This window comes from Rhizobium sp. 2MFCol3.1 (assembly GCF_000377565.1).
Classification (GTDB): domain Bacteria; phylum Pseudomonadota; class Alphaproteobacteria; order Rhizobiales; family Rhizobiaceae; genus Rhizobium.
Genome location: NZ_KB898364.1, coordinates 133,255 through 148,884 on the forward strand (window position 1 = coordinate 133,255; position 15,630 = coordinate 148,884).

13 protein-coding genes, 1 pseudogene and 1 riboswitch are annotated in these 15,630 nt (G+C 62.9%); of the genes and pseudogenes, 3 read left to right on the forward strand and 11 right to left on the reverse strand.

The window, feature by feature from the left end:
* Nucleotides 1–175: 175 nt before the first annotated feature.
* Nucleotides 176–1,126: a nucleoside hydrolase gene (locus D460_RS0121480; protein WP_018900657.1), complete on the reverse strand. Its 951-nt coding sequence runs from the start codon at nucleotides 1,124–1,126 to the stop codon at nucleotides 176–178.
* A gap of 89 nt (nucleotides 1,127–1,215) precedes the next feature.
* The gene (locus tag D460_RS0121485) at nucleotides 1,216–1,635 is read right to left on the reverse strand and encodes a cobalamin biosynthesis protein (protein WP_018900658.1); all 420 of its coding nucleotides are present in this window, start codon (nucleotides 1,633–1,635) and stop codon (nucleotides 1,216–1,218) included.
* Between the two features lie 106 nt (nucleotides 1,636–1,741).
* Between D460_RS0121485 and D460_RS0121490 the strand changes: the two genes are divergently transcribed.
* Entirely contained in the window at nucleotides 1,742–2,527 is a 786-nt protein-coding gene (locus D460_RS0121490; protein WP_018900659.1) for a TSUP family transporter, read from the forward strand.
* Nucleotides 2,528–2,530: 3 nt separating this feature from the next.
* Here the strand turns inward: D460_RS0121490 and D460_RS37170 are convergent, their stop codons facing one another.
* The 6 genes and pseudogenes from D460_RS37170 to cobU all read right to left on the reverse strand — a co-directional run bounded on the left by D460_RS37170 (nucleotide 2,531) and on the right by cobU (nucleotide 9,551).
* On the reverse strand, nucleotides 2,531–2,659 hold the full coding sequence (locus tag D460_RS37170; protein WP_348625643.1) for an EamA family transporter: 129 nt from the start codon (nucleotides 2,657–2,659) through the stop codon (nucleotides 2,531–2,533).
* A pseudogene (locus tag D460_RS33450) lies at nucleotides 2,600–2,955 on the reverse strand (EamA family transporter); the annotation flags it as partial. The pseudogene D460_RS33450 and the gene D460_RS37170, both read right to left, overlap by 60 nt.
* Nucleotides 2,955–3,599 carry a cob(I)yrinic acid a,c-diamide adenosyltransferase gene (cobO, locus tag D460_RS0121500; RefSeq protein ID WP_018900660.1) on the reverse strand — a complete coding sequence of 215 codons (645 nt, stop codon included), beginning with the start codon at nucleotides 3,597–3,599 and terminating at the stop codon, nucleotides 2,955–2,957. The gene cobO and the pseudogene D460_RS33450, both read right to left, overlap by 1 nt.
* A gap of 1 nt (nucleotide 3,600) precedes the next feature.
* Nucleotides 3,601–7,713, reverse strand: coding sequence for a cobaltochelatase subunit CobN (gene cobN, locus D460_RS0121505; RefSeq protein ID WP_018900661.1), 4,113 nt, complete (start codon nucleotides 7,711–7,713; stop codon nucleotides 3,601–3,603).
* Nucleotides 7,714–7,978: 265 nt separating this feature from the next.
* A complete protein-coding gene (gene cobW, locus D460_RS0121510) occupies nucleotides 7,979–9,028 on the reverse strand; it encodes a cobalamin biosynthesis protein CobW (protein ID WP_018900662.1) in 1,050 nt (349 codons plus the stop codon).
* 4 nt (nucleotides 9,029–9,032) lie between these two features.
* Nucleotides 9,033–9,551 (reverse strand): bifunctional adenosylcobinamide kinase/adenosylcobinamide-phosphate guanylyltransferase, encoded by a 519-nt coding sequence (cobU, locus tag D460_RS0121515; RefSeq protein ID WP_018900663.1) that lies wholly within the window; start codon nucleotides 9,549–9,551, stop codon nucleotides 9,033–9,035.
* Nucleotides 9,552–9,661: 110 nt separating this feature from the next.
* A riboswitch (cobalamin riboswitch) is annotated at nucleotides 9,662–10,055 on the reverse strand.
* Between the two features lie 246 nt (nucleotides 10,056–10,301).
* Between cobU and D460_RS0121520 the strand changes: the two genes are divergently transcribed.
* A complete protein-coding gene (locus D460_RS0121520) occupies nucleotides 10,302–12,092 on the forward strand; it encodes a chloride channel protein (RefSeq protein ID WP_018900664.1) in 1,791 nt (596 codons plus the stop codon).
* Here the strand turns inward: D460_RS0121520 and D460_RS0121525 are convergent.
* Nucleotides 12,089–13,543, reverse strand: coding sequence for a cobyric acid synthase (locus D460_RS0121525; RefSeq protein WP_018900665.1), 1,455 nt, complete (start codon nucleotides 13,541–13,543; stop codon nucleotides 12,089–12,091). The genes D460_RS0121520 and D460_RS0121525 overlap by 4 nt on opposite strands.
* 447 nt (nucleotides 13,544–13,990) lie before the next feature.
* Here D460_RS0121525 and D460_RS0121535 point away from each other — a divergent pair, with 447 nt between their 5' ends.
* Nucleotides 13,991–14,338 (forward strand): hypothetical protein, encoded by a 348-nt coding sequence (locus D460_RS0121535; RefSeq protein ID WP_018900666.1) that lies wholly within the window; start codon nucleotides 13,991–13,993, stop codon nucleotides 14,336–14,338.
* Nucleotides 14,339–14,344: 6 nt separating this feature from the next.
* Here the strand turns inward: D460_RS0121535 and D460_RS0121540 are convergent, their stop codons facing one another.
* Both D460_RS0121540 and D460_RS0121545 read right to left on the reverse strand, forming a co-directional pair.
* A complete protein-coding gene (locus tag D460_RS0121540; RefSeq protein WP_018900667.1) occupies nucleotides 14,345–14,500 on the reverse strand; it encodes an entericidin A/B family lipoprotein in 156 nt (51 codons plus the stop codon).
* A 153-nt stretch (nucleotides 14,501–14,653) separates the two neighbouring features.
* Nucleotides 14,654–15,595, reverse strand: a complete 942-nt coding sequence (locus tag D460_RS0121545; protein ID WP_026283379.1) for a LysR family transcriptional regulator — start codon at nucleotides 15,593–15,595, stop codon at nucleotides 14,654–14,656.
* Between the last annotated feature and the right edge of the window lie 35 nt (nucleotides 15,596–15,630).

Sequence of the window (15,630 nt, forward strand, 5' to 3'; positions counted from 1 at the left end):
CGATGATCTATGCCCGGCGGCGGACGACGTCAACGCCGCAAACGCGGTGAAGATGGCTATCACGATCACGCCGATTGCAGAGCCCAAAGCGGACTCAAATTATGAGGATATCGGCGCAAGCGGCTGAATGGATTCGCCAATGCGCTTGCGCCGAAATACCGATGATGATTGCCGACTAAGCGTTGAGCAACGTGTCGCGGATCAGGTCGATGACCTCTTGCGACTGAATACCGGTGCAGGCGATCTGGCTCGGCAGGCCGTCCCAGTCGCCCGGCGGAAAACGACGGCCGTCCTGCTTGATGATCGTCTGGCCGTCAGCGATACCACCGCACGCCACGCGCATGGCCCCTGAGATCGTGGTGAACAGTTCCGGCGCCACGACATAGACGCAGGCGCAGCTGTCATGCACCATCATCCCGTCATCGACGGCGTGCTTGTAGAAATCGATGTAGAACTGCGAGAGCTTGTCGAGCAGTTGCACGGCCTTGTCGCCCTTGGCCGCCATCTCGCCGAGATAGCCACGGCTCATCGTGGTGATCGCGGTGACATCCAGACCGATGACGACAACCTGCCACGGCGCAGTCAAAACGATATCGGCAGCCTCGGGGTCGCCATGAATATTGGCTTCGGCAACAGGCGTCACATTACCAGGCACATAGAAATTGCCGCCCATGATGACCACCTGCTTCACCAGGCCGGCAATCTCAGGATCTTCCTTCAGCGCCAGCGCCAGGTTGGTCATGCGCCCAACCGCCACCAGCGTCACCTCGCCAGGATTGGCGCGCACGGTGTCGATGATGAACTTGTAGGCCGGACGCGGATCGAGCGGCACGTCGACGACCTCGGGAACGTTGATGTTGCCGAGCCCGTCATCGCCATGCACGAAGGTCGGCCAGGCGCCTTCCTTGCGCGACGGATCGATCGTGACACTCGCGCCCTTGGCGACGGGTGCCGGAATGTTCCATTCGCGCTTGAGGAACAGCGCATTGCGCGTCGTCGTCTCGATCGAGGCGTTGCCGAACACGGTCGTGATGCCGATCAGATCGATGTCGGCATGGCGGTGCAGGAAAAGCAGCGCCATCGCATCGTCAACACCCGGATCCGTATCGTAAATCACCTTATGCATTATCGTCCCTCTTGCATGTTTTCATGTCATGGATTGGCAGCCGCGCGACAGAACCGCTGCGGCTGCATCGGCGGTCACCATAGCGAGCGCTATTCTTTCCGCAACAGGGCGCGTGCGATCGCGACTGTCGCATGCGCCGATTTGATTTTCGGCAGCACAAGCTCGGCATCGCGCCCGATAGCAGCCAATGCCGCAGATTCAGCAACCCCATGGCAGCCCACCCGCGCAAAGACGACATCGGAAGGGTTCTTGATCCTCGGCGTCTCCCGCTCGAGCGTTTTGGCATCGAAGAACACCGAGGGAACCGCAAGGCGCGCGGCAACCAACGCCATCGCCGGCTCGTCGCGGCGGGAATCGATCGACGCCAGCCCGGCCACCTGACCGGGCTCGACACCCGCCATCTCCAAAGCCGAAGCGACCAGCGCCATGACCTCGTCTGGCGATGCCGCGCGCTCGCAGCCGAGGCCGAGCACGTAGCGGCGGGTGGTATCGAAGGAGAGTGCGGTCATATGCGCGAAATGCCGGTTGCCTGTGTCACGCAAGCCATTGCAGCCCCGTCAGGTAAATGCAACAAGCGCGACGACACAGCGCATTAGCAGCCCCACAGGTTTCCCCTTGTCCGATCTTGCCCCCCACCTGCTTTTTCTCCTCGCCCTCGCAGCTTTCCTTGCCGGTTTCGTGGATGCCATCGCCGGTGGTGGCGGCCTGATCACCGTTCCGGCCATGCTGATCGCGGGCATCCCGCCCCTGCAGACGCTCGGCACCAACAAGGTGCAATCGGTCTTCGGCGCGGCATCGGCCACCATCGCCTATGCCCGTAAGGGCCACGTGAACCTGCGCGATCAGCTGCCGATGGCGTTGATGGCGGTCATGGGTGGCGCGCTCGGCGCGGCACTTGCGACGATCGTGCCGGGCGATGTGCTGAGGGCAATCATGCCGGTGCTCCTGATCGCGATCGCGCTCTACTTCGCGCTGAAGCCGAATCTTGGCGACGTCGACAAGCACCGCCGCATCACACCCTTCGCCTTCGGCCTCACGCTGGTGCCTGCCATCGGCTTTTACGACGGCGTCTTTGGCCCCGGCACCGGCTCGTTCCTCATGCTCGGCTTCGTGTCGCTGGCGGGCTTCGGCATGCTGAAGGCAACTGCGCACACCAAGCTCTTGAACTTCGGCTCGAACGTCGGCGCGCTCGCCGTCTTTGTCTCCTTCGGCGCGATCCTCTGGAAGGTCGGCCTGCTGATGGGCGTCTGCCAGTTTCTCGGCGCCCAGCTCGGTTCGCGGCTTGCGATGCGCATCGGCGCAAAGCTGATCAAGCCGCTGCTCGTCATCGTCTGCATCGCGTTCACGATCAAGCTCTTGTCCGACCCCGCCAATCCGCTGCGCGTCTGGCTGGGGGTCTAAGCCTTAGAACAGCGCGAGAAGCAACGCTCCTGCGGCGATCAGGCTGACGCCGAGCCAGTTCATCATGTTCAGCTTCTCGCCGAGGAACACGACGCCGAAGATGGCGACGAGCACGATCGACAGCTTGTCGATCGGCGCGACGCGTGCGGCATCGCCGATCTTCAAGGCGCGGAAATAGGCAAGCCACGACGCCCCGGTCGCAGCCCCGACAGGCATAGAAACAGCCAGGTCTTCGACGAGATGCTGGAGAACGGCTGCCACTGCCCGCTTGCCATCACGATGGCGCTGATGATGACAAGAATGACGACGGTGCGGATGAGCGTCGCGAAATCGGAATTGACACCGGCCACGCCGATCTTGGCGAAAATCGCCGTCAGCGCCGCGAACGCGGCCGAGAGAATGGCCCAGAAAACCCAACTCTGCGTCATCAGAACTCCACGCCCGCCTGCCCCTTGATGCCCGAGCGAAACGGATGCTTGATCAGCTCCATCTCGGTCACAAGGTCGGCGATCTCGATCAGCTCGTCCTTGGCATTACGCCCCGTCAACACGACGTGAGTCATATAGGGCTTTTCCGTCTTCAGGAACTCCACGACCTCGTTGATATCGATGTAATCGTAGCGCAGCGCGATGTTGATCTCATCGAGCAGCACCATCGAGTTTCGCTCGTCGCGGATAAGCTCCTTGGCCTTCTCCCAGGCAGCGCCGGCGGCCGCGACATCGCGGGCGCGGTCCTGCGTTTCCCAGGTGAAACCCTCGCCCATCGTGTGGAACTGGCAGACATCGGAGAAATGCTTCTCGATCAGGTCGCGCTCGCCCGTCCACATCGCACCCTTGATGAACTGCACCACGGCGGATGGCTTACCATGCGCGATATGGCGGAAGATCATCCCGAAGGCCGAGGACGATTTTCCCTTGCCCTTGCCGGTGTGAACGATGATCAGGCCCTTCTCGCCCGTCTTCGTCGCCATGATCTTGTCACGCGCGGCCTTCTTCTTGGCCATCTTCTCGCTGTGACGCGCGTCGTCGTGGCCAGTGGCCTCCGTCGTGGTCTCGGTGGTTTCCTCAATCATGTCAAACTTCCCCGGATGCAATCTTCAATCGGTCGGCGGTGTCGACACCGCCTGATCCGTCGTGTGAGTTGTCTGTAGCAGCAAGATCGAACCGCGCCGAATTGCTGCGCGGCGTCCACAGCCGTCGTTCGATCGCCTCCAGCAACCGCTCTCTCATTTCCTCGTAGGCTGCAGGGTTCTTCTCGATCATGAAATCGCGCACGCGCTGATCGACGACGAAGGCCTGATAGACCGCCTCGAAATGGTGATTGCCGACAGCACCGGTCGTCGCCGCGAAGGCGAAGAGATAATCGACCGTGGCGGCGATCTCGAACGCGCCCTTGTAGCCATGGCGCATGACGCCATCGATCCACTTCGGATTGACGACGCGGCCGCGCACCACGCGGGCGATCTCTTCCTCCAGCGAGCGGATGACGGGCTTTTCCGGCATGGAGTGATCATTGTGATAGATCGACGGCCTGCTGCCGCCAAGCGTTTCCGCCGCCGCCGCCATGCCGCCTTCGAACTGGTAGTAGTCGTCGCTGTCGAGCAGATCGTGCTCGCGATTGTCCTGGTTCTGCACGACAGCCTGGATGGAGCGCAGCCGCTCTTCGAACACGCCGCGCTCGGCCCGACCCTCTTCGCCGGCGCCATAGGCATAGCTGCCCCAGACCAGATAGGCCTCCGCCAGATCGGCGCGCCGCTCCCAGCCCTTCTCGTCGATCAGCGCCTGCAGCCCGGCGCCATAGGCTCCCGGCTTAGACCCGAAAATCCGATACCCTGCCCGTCTCCTGGCCTGCGCCGCGTCGAGCCCGGCCTCTTCAAGCCGCGCCGCCTCGCCGCGCATCCGCGCCGCAATCGGATTGTCTTGCCCGTCCTCATCCAGCGCGCCGACGGCCCGGATCGCCTTGTCGAACAGCGCGATCTGCTCCGGAAAGGCATCGCGGAAAAAGCCCGAAATCCGCAGTGTCACATCCACACGCGGCCGCCGGAGCAGAGCCTGCGGAATGATCTCATAGCCGGTCACCCGCCGTGATGTCATATCCCAGACCGGCTTGACGCCGATCAGCGCCAGCGCCTGGGCGATATCGTCGCCGCCGGTGCGCATGTTCGACGTGCCCCAGGCCGTCAGCCCGAAGGATACCGGCCACTCGCCATGATCCTGCACATAACGGCGCACCAGAAGCTCCGCCGATTTCCTGCCCAGCTCATAGGCCGCCGGCGTCGGCACCGCACGGCTGTCCACCGAGTAAAAATTCCGCCCCGTCGGCAACACATCAGGCCGCCCGCGCGTCGGTGCGCCCGAGGGACCTGGGGGCACGAAGCGGCCGTCGAGGCCACGGAGCAAGCCTTCGATCTCGGCGTCGCCGCAGGCGAGGATGGCGGGTTTCAGGCGGGTTTCGATCTCGTGGAGGACCGCTTGGGTGGCGTGCCAATTGTCAGCGCATGGCAGTTCACCGGACACGAATTTGGCTGCCAGCAGCTCGATGCGCTCTACGGTATCGCCCTGGGTGCGCCACGGGTCGGACGAGACGTCCGCGAGGATATCGGGGCGTGGCCCAGTCCATGCGGCGGCCATGTTGCAGTCGAGGGGGTCGAAGGAAGACCCCTCCCCAACCCCTCCCCACAAGGGGGAGGGACTTTCCGTCGAGATTGCCTCGCTGGTTCGATCAGCCGCAGCCTCGTCAGCTATGATGGATTGAAACGGCGACAACGTGTTAAGCCCCTCCCCCTCGTGGGGAGGGGTTGGGGAGGGGTTTTGCCCGTTTACGACACTCCCAAAAACATCCCCAGCAATCGCGCGCTGCAAGCTCCGGTCACCGCCTTCACCCAGCCCGCGCGGCACTCGCGCCAGCGCCACCGTCAGATCCGTCAGCAATCGCCCTTCCGGCGACACCCCAAACACATGCAACCCATCCCGGATCTGCATCTCCTTGAGATCGCACAAATAGGCGTCGAGCTTCTTCAGCGCCTCGCTCTCGCTTTCCCCCTTAGCAATCCCCGCATCCTGATCGAGCCCGATATCCGCAACCAGTTCGAGGATCTGCTTGCCCAACAGCCGGATACGCCGAGGATCGCCGCCCGACGCCTCGTAATATTCGTCGACCAGCGCCTCCAGATCCTTCAACGGGCCGTAGCTCTCCGCCCGCGTCAAAGGCGGCGTCAGATGGTCGATGATCACGGCGGCGGTGCGGCGCTTGGCCTGCGTTCCCTCGCCTGGATCGTTGACGATGAAGGGATAGAGATGCGGCAACGGCCCCAGGATCGCCTCGGGGTAGCAGCTTTCCGACAGCGCCAGCGCCTTGCCCGGCAGCCACTCGATATTGCCATGCTTGCCCATGTGGATCACCGCATGCGCATCGAACTTATGGCGCAGGAAGGCGTAGAACGCCAGATAGCCATGCGGCGGCACGAGATCCGGCGAGTGATAGCTTTCCTTGGGATCGATATTGTAACCACGCGCCGGCTGGATGCCGACAAGCACATCGCCGAAGCGCGTGAACGGCAGCGCAAACGCGCCATCCACGACATAGGGATCCGCCTCCGGCTCGCCCCAGCGCGCGCAGATCTCCTCTTGAATCTTTTTCGGAAGAGTTGCGAGGAAATCCTTGTAACGACTCACGGAAAGCGTCTCGCGGATGACCTTTCCGTCGCACCCGGAATTGGTCGGCCCATCCATGATATGACGCATCAGCGCATCGCCATCCTCAGGGATGTCACCAACAGAATAACCAGCCTTGCGCATCGCCTGAAGCACCTCGATCGTACCCGCAGGCGTGTCCAGCCCGACGCCGTTTCCGAGCCGTCCGTCGCGGTTCGGGTAATTCGCCATGACAAGCGCCACCCGCCGCTCGGCCCGCTTCGCATGCCGCAGCCGCGCCCAGTTGGCGGCGAGCCGCGCCGTATAAGCCATGCGTCCGGCATCCGGCTCGCTGGCGACGATATTAGCCTCGACCAGCGCATCATACCGCGCCGCCGACTTGAACGAGACGGCACGGGCAAGAACCCGGCCATCGACCTCGGGCAACGCCACGTTCATACCAAGATCACGCGCTGACAGCCCCTGCGAAGAGTTTTCCCATGCCTCCTTCGAGGATGCGGAAAAGATCGCCTGCAACACCACCGCGTCGCTCGCTTCCAGCACCGTCGGCTGCCGCTCCGCACCCGGCGCCGAGACGGCGAAGCCCGTCGTGTTGATGACAACGTCGGGCTTGGTGGCCGCGAACACGCTTTCCAGAATGCCCTTGGAGACGGGGTCCTTGAGACTATAGGCGAAGACCGGGAGCGGACGGATTCCTTGAGCGGTCAGGGCTTCGATCAGCGCCTCGACGGGGCGAGTTTCGCCGCTTTGCACGAGGGCGCGGTAGAAGGAGATGGCGATGGTGGGTCTTCCCTTCTCCCCGACGGGGAGAAGGTGGCCCGAAGGGTCGGATGAGGGGGAGGCGCCACAAGTGATGTCATCGCCGTCCTGTTGCTGCTCACTCCTTGCGTCGTTCGCCCCCCTCATCTGCCCTGCCGGGCATCTTCTCCCCGCTGGGGAGAAGAGGAGATCAACGTGAGACTTCCACTCCTCAACCCCAACAACACCCCGGCCCGGCCACCAGATCCCGGCCTTCATCAACGGCGCCGCCGCCTCCGGCTTCTCGCCCCCCGACAGCATCGCCTCGGCATAATCGAGAAACGCATGCGTATTCGCATCACCGCCCTCGATCAGATAGGCCCAGAGCGCATTCAGATCCTCAAGCGGCACATTCGAAAACGGCGTCAACCCCGCATCCGGCTTCGAATCCCCCGGCAGCACCGCGATCAGCGCCCCATGCCGCGCCGCCGCCGCATGCAGCGCTTCCAGCGCGTAATGGAAATAGCTGGCGCCGCCGAGTGCTCTGACGATGATCAGCTTCGCATGCCGCGCCGTGCGCTCCACATAGGCATCGACGGACATCGGATGCTTGAGGTTCATCAGGCTCGCGATGCGCAGCGACCGTGCACCGACTCGTCGACCATGCGTAGCCGCTACCGCCGCCAGTTCCGTGTCGGCGGCGGAGAGGAACAGGATGTCTCCGGGAGACTGACCAAGATCGATCGCCTCCTCGCCGTCGCTGATCGTTCCCTGCTGGGCTAGAAGGAGGTGCATGTCGGTGTGTCTTTACGGAGAATGTTATTCGTAGGCGTAGAGTGCGCGGCCTCCTCATCCGCCTGCCGGCACCTTCTCCCCATCGGGAAGAAGGGAAGATTGGCGCGAGCGACCGGCCCCGAGTCTCTTCTCCCCGACGGGGGTCCGAAGGACGGGTCGAGACCGGCGGCTCGACCCCGGTCGGTGCCGGCAGGCGGATGAGGGGGCCACACGGCACCACTCAAGCAATCTTCGAAATCGGACGCGCCCATCCCAACCATCAACCTTAAACCAGACCCTCGATCGCCTCACGCACCGCACCCTCATCCATCTCATGCAGTCCGATCACCACCAGCCGCGTACCGCGCGTCTCGCCGGCCGCCCAGGCGCGGTCGAAATAGTGGTCGATACGGCTACCAACGGCCTGTAGCTGCAGCCGCATCGGCTTGCCGGGAACGTCGACGAAGCCCTTGAGGCGCAGAACGTCGTGCTCGGCGATGATGCCCTTCAGGCTCTCGACGAAGGCCGAGGGATCGGCGATCGGGCCGAGTTCGACGACGAAGCTGTCGAACTCGTCGTGATCGTGCGGCGTGCCGTCCTCATGTTCAAGCTCGTGATGGGATTTGCGGTTGCCGATATCCTCCTCGGTGCCGATGCCAAGGCCGAGCAGCACTGATGCCGGCACGTCGCCGTTCTTCGCCTCGATCATCGCGGGCTTGCGCGCCGTGCGCGAAGCAACCTCGTCGCGGACACGGGCAAGGCCGGCGCCATCGATGAGGTCGGTCTTGTTGAGCACGATCAGGTCGGCGCAGGTCAGCTGGTCCTCGAACAGTTCCTCGATCGGGCTTTCGTGATCGAGCGTTTCGTCCTCGACGCGGCGGGCATCGACGGCATCATGATCGTCGGCGAAACGGCCGGCCGCGACGGCGGCGCTGTCGACCACGGTGATCACGCCATCGACGGTCACCTGTGTGCGGATGTCGGGCCAGTTGAAGGCGGCGACCAGCGGCTGCGGCAAGGCAAGGCCGGAGGTTTCAATGACGATATGATCAGGCCGGTTCTCGCGCTCCAGGAGCTTGCTCATCGTCGGGATGAAATCGTCGGCCACGGTGCAGCAGATGCAGCCATTGGTGAGCTCGATGATATCGTCCTCGGTGCAGTTTTCCGCGCCGCAGCCCTTCAGCACCTCGCCATCGACACCAAGATCGCCGAACTCGTTGATGATGAGCGCGATTTTCTTGCCGCCCGCATTGGTCAACAGGTTGCGGATCATCGTCGTCTTGCCGGCGCCGAGGAAGCCGGTGATGACGGTGGCGGGGATCTTCTGCTGGTTCATCAATTCAACCCTTCATTTTCAGCGGCAGTCCCGCCGCGATAAAATACACATCCGCGGCGACCGCCGCGATCATCTGGTGCAGCCGTCCGGCATGGTCGCGAAACTCGCGCGCCATCCGGTTCTCGGGCACGATGCCGAGGCCGACTTCATTGGAAACGATGACGAGGCGCGCCTTGGCCTTCGGCAGATAGGCGGCGAGTGCAGCAAATTCCGCCGCCATGTCGCGCTCTTCCATCATCAGATTGGTCACCCACAGCGTCAGGCAATCGACAAGCACCGCCCGCCCCTCGCCGTCGATCGCGGCAACCCGGCCCGCGAGATCGAGCGGCTCCTCATGGGTGGTCCAGAGGTCGCCGCGATCGGCCTTGTGCTGATCGATCCGCGCGCGCATCTCCTCGTCCCAGGCGCGGCCGGTGGCGATGTAGTGGCGCTCAAAGCCGCTGTCGATGACGAGCTGTTCGGCAAAGCGCGACTTGCCGGAGCGGGCGCCGCCGAGAACAAGCGTAGAGGATGCGGTCGTCATGCGTGGACGACTTCAAAGGAGCGCGTCCGGCCTGACGCCGACGCCAAAATCTCATTGTCTGCCATGACAACCTCCGTGCTGGCATTGGGCACACTTGCCCAGGGTTAGGCTTTGCGCCCGGCACGATTGGCAGGTCTCCTGGCTCGCGGGTCCAGGCGACGATCGGGATAGCCGCATGGGCCATCCCGATCGTGCCATCGGTTCTTCCTCGCCTTCCCGGCTGCAATCATGAAAAGGCGGACGATTCGTAGATTTAGAGGCGTCCAACCCTGGTTGATCATGGCTTGCATTGCCAGTGGCTTTTCCGCCGCCTTCAGCCCCTCGCCCGCCTGCACCACGCAGGCAGCCGACAAGAGAATATCCGACGCCGGACGGAAGACCCTGACCGCTCTACAGTCGCGGGGTCGGCTGTGATGAAGGCGCCCTGGTTGGGTCCACCCCGTCACATTCCCTTTTCATCCGCACCGCTTTTGGCGATCCGGAACCATCCGTTATCGATCCATGGTTAGGCAAGCGCGACAGCGAAGTCAATCGACCGCCAATCGCGGCCACCAGCCAAATTGACTGACATCAACCCTCAAGACGATCATCTCTACCAGATTTATCGTCTATTATCAGGCACTTAATGTCATAAAAACTTGTTGCGTCAGCCGGGTTTTTGCCGCATTTGCAGCGCATGCGGCGCAGCACCGCAAATGTCCCCTCCTTCGCCACCCTTGAACGGGCTTTCGCCCGCCTAGTTTCCCCACCATGCGCCTGAAAATCAATCTTAGACGGCTCGGCCCGCTACACACACTGCTCGATGCGGGGCGCATGCGCGCGCTCCTGAGACGCAGCGAGATGGGCATGGTGCTGGCCGGCGCGCTGATCGGCGTCACGTCAGGCCTCGCCGTCACCGGCATGAGCCTGATTTCACGCGAGATGCACAGCCTGATCTTCGGCATCAGCGATGTCGAGCGTCTGAGCTCCTCGCAGATCGACGACAAGTTCCTGCTGATGGCGGCCCCCGTCTGCGGCGGCATCCTGCTCGGCCTGTTGATGTATGTGCTGGCGAAGACCCGCAAGAAGCCGATGGTCGACCCGATCGAGGCCAACGCGCTGCACGGTGGCCGCCTGTCCTTGACGGACAGCATCATCGTCGCCATCCAGAACCTGATCTCCAACGGCTTCGGCGCCTCCGTCGGCCTTGAGGCCGGCTATACGCAGTTGGCGTCCGGCATCGCCTCGAAGCTCGGCTTCAAGCTTCAGCTGCGCCGCGCCGACCTACGCGTTCTCGTCGGCTGCGGCGCCGCCGGCGCCATCGCCGCTGCCTTCAACGCCCCACTGACCGGCGCCTTCTACGCCTTCGAGCTCATCATCGGCACCTATACGATCGTGTCACTGACGCCGGTCGTCGTCTCGGCGCTCGTTTCCACGCTGGTCGCCCGGCTGCTGGCCGGCAGCGATTTCATCATCGATGTCGGCGATTTCGGAACGGTCATGCCGGCCGATTACGTGCCCGCCATCCTGCTCGGCGCCTTCTGCGCCGGCATCGGCATCCTGATCATGCAGGGCGTCGCCTTTATCGAGGAGCTCGCACGCCGCAGCTCGATCGCGCTGCCCTTCCGCCCGGCGCTTGGCGGCATCATCGTCGGGCTGCTGGCGCTGGTGACGCCGCAGGTGCTGTCCGCAGGCCATGGCGCCCTGCATCTCAATCTCGACCGTGAGGTCGTGATTCCCGTGCTGATCGGACTTTTCCTGCTCAAGGCGCTGGCCTCGGCAATCTCGATCGGCTCCGGCTTCCGTGGTGGCCTGTTCTTCGCCTCGCTGTTCATGGGCGCGCTGCTCGGCAAGTTCTTCGCCTATTCGGCCCCTTATTTCGCCCACGCAACGCTGACGCCGATCATCTATGCCGTCGTCGGCATGAGCTCGCTTGCCGTCGCCGTCATCGGCGGACCGCTGACCATGACCTTCCTGGCGCTGGAGATCACCGGCGACTTCCCGATTACGGCGCTGGTTCTCGCCGCCGTCATCACCTCGTCGCTCGTCGTGCGCAGCACCTTCGGTTACTCCTTCGCCACATGGCGTTTCCACTTGCGCGGTGAAAGCATCCGCAGCGCCCACGACGTCGGCTGGATCCGCAACCTGACGGTCAACAAGCTGATGCGCGCCGACGTCAAGACCGCGAAGGTCGGTATCAGCATCGAGCAATTCAAGGAAAGCTTCCCGATCGGCTCGGCCCAGCGCGTGATCCTGGTCGAGGACAGCGGCAAATATGCCGGCCTCGTGCTTGTGCCCGATATCTACGCCAACCTCACCGACACCGCCGACGAGAGCAAGGGCCTCGACGAATTCGTGCGCTACCGCAACGACTTCCTGACGCCACAGATGAACGCCAAGCAGGCCGCCGCGATCTTCGACAAGACCGAGAGCGAAGCGCTCGCCGTCGTCAACAACCTCGTGGAGCGCACCGTGGTCGGCCAGCTCAGCGAAGCCCACACGCTGCGCCGCTACAGCGAAGAACTGGACCGCCGCCGCCGCGAGGTCTCCGGCGAGATTTAAGTGAGCAGACTATCCAGCCAGCGCTTATCGAGATGCGTTTCGAGTTCGGCGGCAACCTCGTCGAGCGCCTGCTCGACGCCGGCGCGATAGTCGCGGCTCTGGCCTGTCAGGCCGAAGCTTGCGAGCAGCCGGGACCGATAGCCATCGCTGGCAAACAGCCCGTGCAGATAGGTCCCGACGATCTGCCCATCGCCCGAGATCGCGCCATCAGGCTTGCCATCGACGATCGCGAAGGGCCGCACGCGGCCGGCGCCTTCGGTAATCCCGAGATGAATCTGGTAGCCTGAGAGCGCCTCACCATTCTCCGCCGAAACCGCCACGCTGTTGCGCACCGTCTTCTCCGCGTCCATGACGGTCTCGACGTCGAGCAAGCCGAGCCCCTCGATCTCGCGCACGCTCCCTTCGATGCCCAACGGATCACGCACCATGCGACCGAGCATCTGGTAGCCGCCACAGATTCCGATGATCCGTCCGCCGCGCCTGATATGCGCGGCGAGATCGTTATCCCAGCCTTGAGCCCTGAAATCCGCAAGATCGGAAATGGTCGATTTCGACCCCGGAAGGATGATCAGCTGCGCATCGACAGGCAACTGTTCGCCGGCGCGAACGAAAACAAGCTCCACATCCGGCTCCGCCAGCAGCGGATCGAGATCGTCGAAGTTGGCGATCCGCGGCAACACGGGAACCGCGATCTTCAGCGCCCCGGCCTGCCCCCGCGCCAGCCGCTCCAGCGCCACCGAATCCTCGGCCGGCAGCCGCGCGGCGGCCTTCAGCCAAGGCACGACGCCGAAACAAGGCCAGCCGGTGAAACGCCCGACAGCAGCAATCCCGTCGTCGAACAGCGACACGTCGCCGCGAAACTTGTTGATGATATAGCCCGAGATCATCGCCCGATCCTCGTCGGACAGGATCGTGTGCGTCCCGACCAGCGAAGCGATCACCCCGCCGCGATCGATATCACCGACGAGAACCACGGGCACGCCGGCCCTCGTCGCAAAGCCCATATTGGCGATATCGCCCGGCCGCAGGTTGATTTCAGCCGGCGACCCCGCCCCCTCGACGATCACGAGATCGGCGCCGCGCGAGATCGTCTGAAAGCTCTCGGTGACATAGTCGAGCAACTGCGGCTTGAGACGCTGGTAGTCGCGGCCCTTGGCCTGCCCCCAGACCTTGCCCTGCACGATGATCTGGCTGCCGACATCCGATTGCGGCTTGAGCAACACCGGGTTCATGTGCACGGAAGACGGCACGCGCGCGGCCATCGACTGCAGCCACTGCGCCCGCCCGATCTCGCCGCCATCATCGGCGACGGCTGCGTTGTTCGACATATTCTGTGGTTTGAACGGGCGCACCGAGATGCCGCGATTGGCCGCCAGCCGGCAAAGGCCGGCAACGAGCACCGTCTTGCCGACATCCGAGCCGGTTCCTTGCAGCATGATGGCTTGGGTCATTGGCGGCGGCGTCTCCACAAAACTGAAGACGGCGTACAACGGCGTTTCAGCCTCGGTCAATCGCAACGGCTCAATCGCAGCCGCTTTAAATGCGAAAGCCGCGCAGACCTAAGGTCGCGCGGCTTGCCGAAATACGCTGGCGCTTTGCCCATACACGGCCAAGCTCACGTTCCCCGGGACGCAATACCTGATCCGGAGAAGCAGCGGTTGTCCCCCGCCACGCAGCTATTCTTAGCGCCACATTGTTACCGGATGGTTAGTGAGCACTTAACCAAATATGAATTCGCGCCCTTTTGACGATTTTGTTTCGGCAACGATATGAGCGGGTTGAGACAGGCTGCCGCACGGGCGACAGGTTTCCGCAAGCCAGCGCGTTGCATATAAGTCGCCAAAGACGACTCGCCGCTTGCAGCGACGAACGAAATACAGACGACATGGAGAATGACGATGACCTCAGCCCCGTTTCCCGATTCCGAGACGATCGCCGCCAAGTTTTCCGCGCTGGGCGAACAGGACAAGTCCTATCTCGGGCTGATCATGGAAAATCCGGCGCAGGACGACAGCCTGCTCGATGGCATCCACCGTCACCTCGACAATGCGTCGCGCGCACCGTTCCTGAACACGCTGAAGCTCGAGGCATTGGGGAAATGGGTTGGAGACGCAGCACCGCCGCGTCTCCAGATTCGTTTGATGGAAGCGTCCAAGTCCAGCCAGCATCCCGCCTATGCCGCCTTCCGCAAGGGCCTGACGGCATCGGATGGGCTGGAAAAAGCCTATCCGCAGGCGAAAATCTGAGCCGGCTTACTTCTTGGCAGCGTGATTGACGCTACGGCCGGCATCCTGCGTGGCGTTGACGGCGTTCGCCGTATCGCGACCGACGCCACGGATGGTGTTGGCGCAAGAGGCCAGAGTGAACAGAAGCATGATGGCAGCACCAATCTTTACCGTGGTGGTCATAGTCGGAAATCCCTTGTTAAAAACCGCTCTCCGCAGCCAGTCGCACGACTGCTGCGCGCTGATAACGCACTGAACCCAAAAAGGTTTCAGCCAGACTTCTCTTTTTTAAATGAACGATATTAGCCGGGCATCGGTCACATGCCTGGTCGGCCGTCAGGCGGCGATCGCCTTGGCCTTTTCGCTGAACGCCAGCCGAATGCTTTCGGCCACCGTCTTCATCGGCGCCGTCATCTGTGAGACGGTCAAGAGACGGATATCGAACGAGCCGAGCTCGGGCAGCCCGTCCTGCGCGCCGAGGATTTCCATATCCTCTCCGACATAGGAGCGCGGTAGCGGCGCGATGGCGAGATCAGAGACCACGGCGGCGCGCTGCGCCATCGTGTGACCGCTCAGAAACGCCACGCGGAAATCCCGTTTCATCCGCTCAAGCTGCGCAAGCGCTTCCAGCCGCCAGATGCATCCCTCTTCCCAGATGGAGATCGGCAGCGGCTCGCGGCGATGCGCGGTGCCGCACTTGGCGCCGGCCCAGACCAGCCGCTCGCGATAGACGATCTCACCATCGGTCGGCAGCGGACGCGTGGCGCAGTTGATCAGCGCCAGATCGAGCCTCTGCTCCTCCATGCGCTTGCGAAGCCCCAGGCTCATATCGATGGTCACATCGACCATGATGCCGGGAAAGTTCTCGGCGAAGTTCTTCAGGATGCCGGGCAGGATGCGCTCGCCGATATCCTCGGGCGCCCCAAGCCGCACGACGCCGCTGAGCTCCGGCATGATGAAGCGCGACACGGCCTCATTGGAAAGAGCGAGCATGTTGCGCGCATAGGAGAGAAGCACCTCGCCATGCTGCGTCAGCGACACCGAGCGCGCGTCGCGCAAAAACAGCGTCGCGCCGAGCTGCTCTTCGAGTTTCTTGATCTGCATGGACACAGCCGAAGGCGTTCGGAACACGGCTTCGGCGGCCGTTGAAAAATTGCCGGTCTCGGCGATCGCCACGAAGGTGCGCAGCACATCGTTGTCGAGGAGCGGAATGGGACGGCGAAGCGGAGCTGTCATCATCTCATCTTTCAATTTTCTTGATACATAACACAATATCATTTTGTTTGATTGAAAGTCAACGGAGGTTCAATCTG

Coding starts and splice junctions, on each gene's coding strand:
- D460_RS0121480 (WP_018900657.1), bottom strand. CDS start 1,126: ATGCATAAGGTGATTTACGATACGGATCCGGGTGTTGACGATGCGATG.
- D460_RS0121485 (WP_018900658.1), bottom strand. CDS start 1,635: ATGACCGCACTCTCCTTCGATACCACCCGCCGCTACGTGCTCGGCCTC.
- cobO (WP_018900660.1), bottom strand. CDS start 3,599: ATGATTGAGGAAACCACCGAGACCACGACGGAGGCCACTGGCCACGAC.
- cobN (WP_018900661.1), bottom strand. CDS start 7,713: ATGCACCTCCTTCTAGCCCAGCAGGGAACGATCAGCGACGGCGAGGAG.
- cobW (WP_018900662.1), bottom strand. CDS start 9,028: ATGAACCAGCAGAAGATCCCCGCCACCGTCATCACCGGCTTCCTCGGC.
- cobU (WP_018900663.1), bottom strand. CDS start 9,551: ATGACGACCGCATCCTCTACGCTTGTTCTCGGCGGCGCCCGCTCCGGC.
- D460_RS0121520 (WP_018900664.1), top strand. CDS start 10,302: ATGCGCCTGAAAATCAATCTTAGACGGCTCGGCCCGCTACACACACTG.
- D460_RS0121525 (WP_018900665.1), bottom strand. CDS start 13,543: ATGACCCAAGCCATCATGCTGCAAGGAACCGGCTCGGATGTCGGCAAG.
- D460_RS0121535 (WP_018900666.1), top strand. CDS start 13,991: ATGACCTCAGCCCCGTTTCCCGATTCCGAGACGATCGCCGCCAAGTTT.
- D460_RS0121540 (WP_018900667.1), bottom strand. CDS start 14,500: ATGACCACCACGGTAAAGATTGGTGCTGCCATCATGCTTCTGTTCACT.
- D460_RS0121545 (WP_026283379.1), bottom strand. CDS start 15,595: ATGATATTGTGTTATGTATCAAGAAAATTGAAAGATGAGATGATGACA.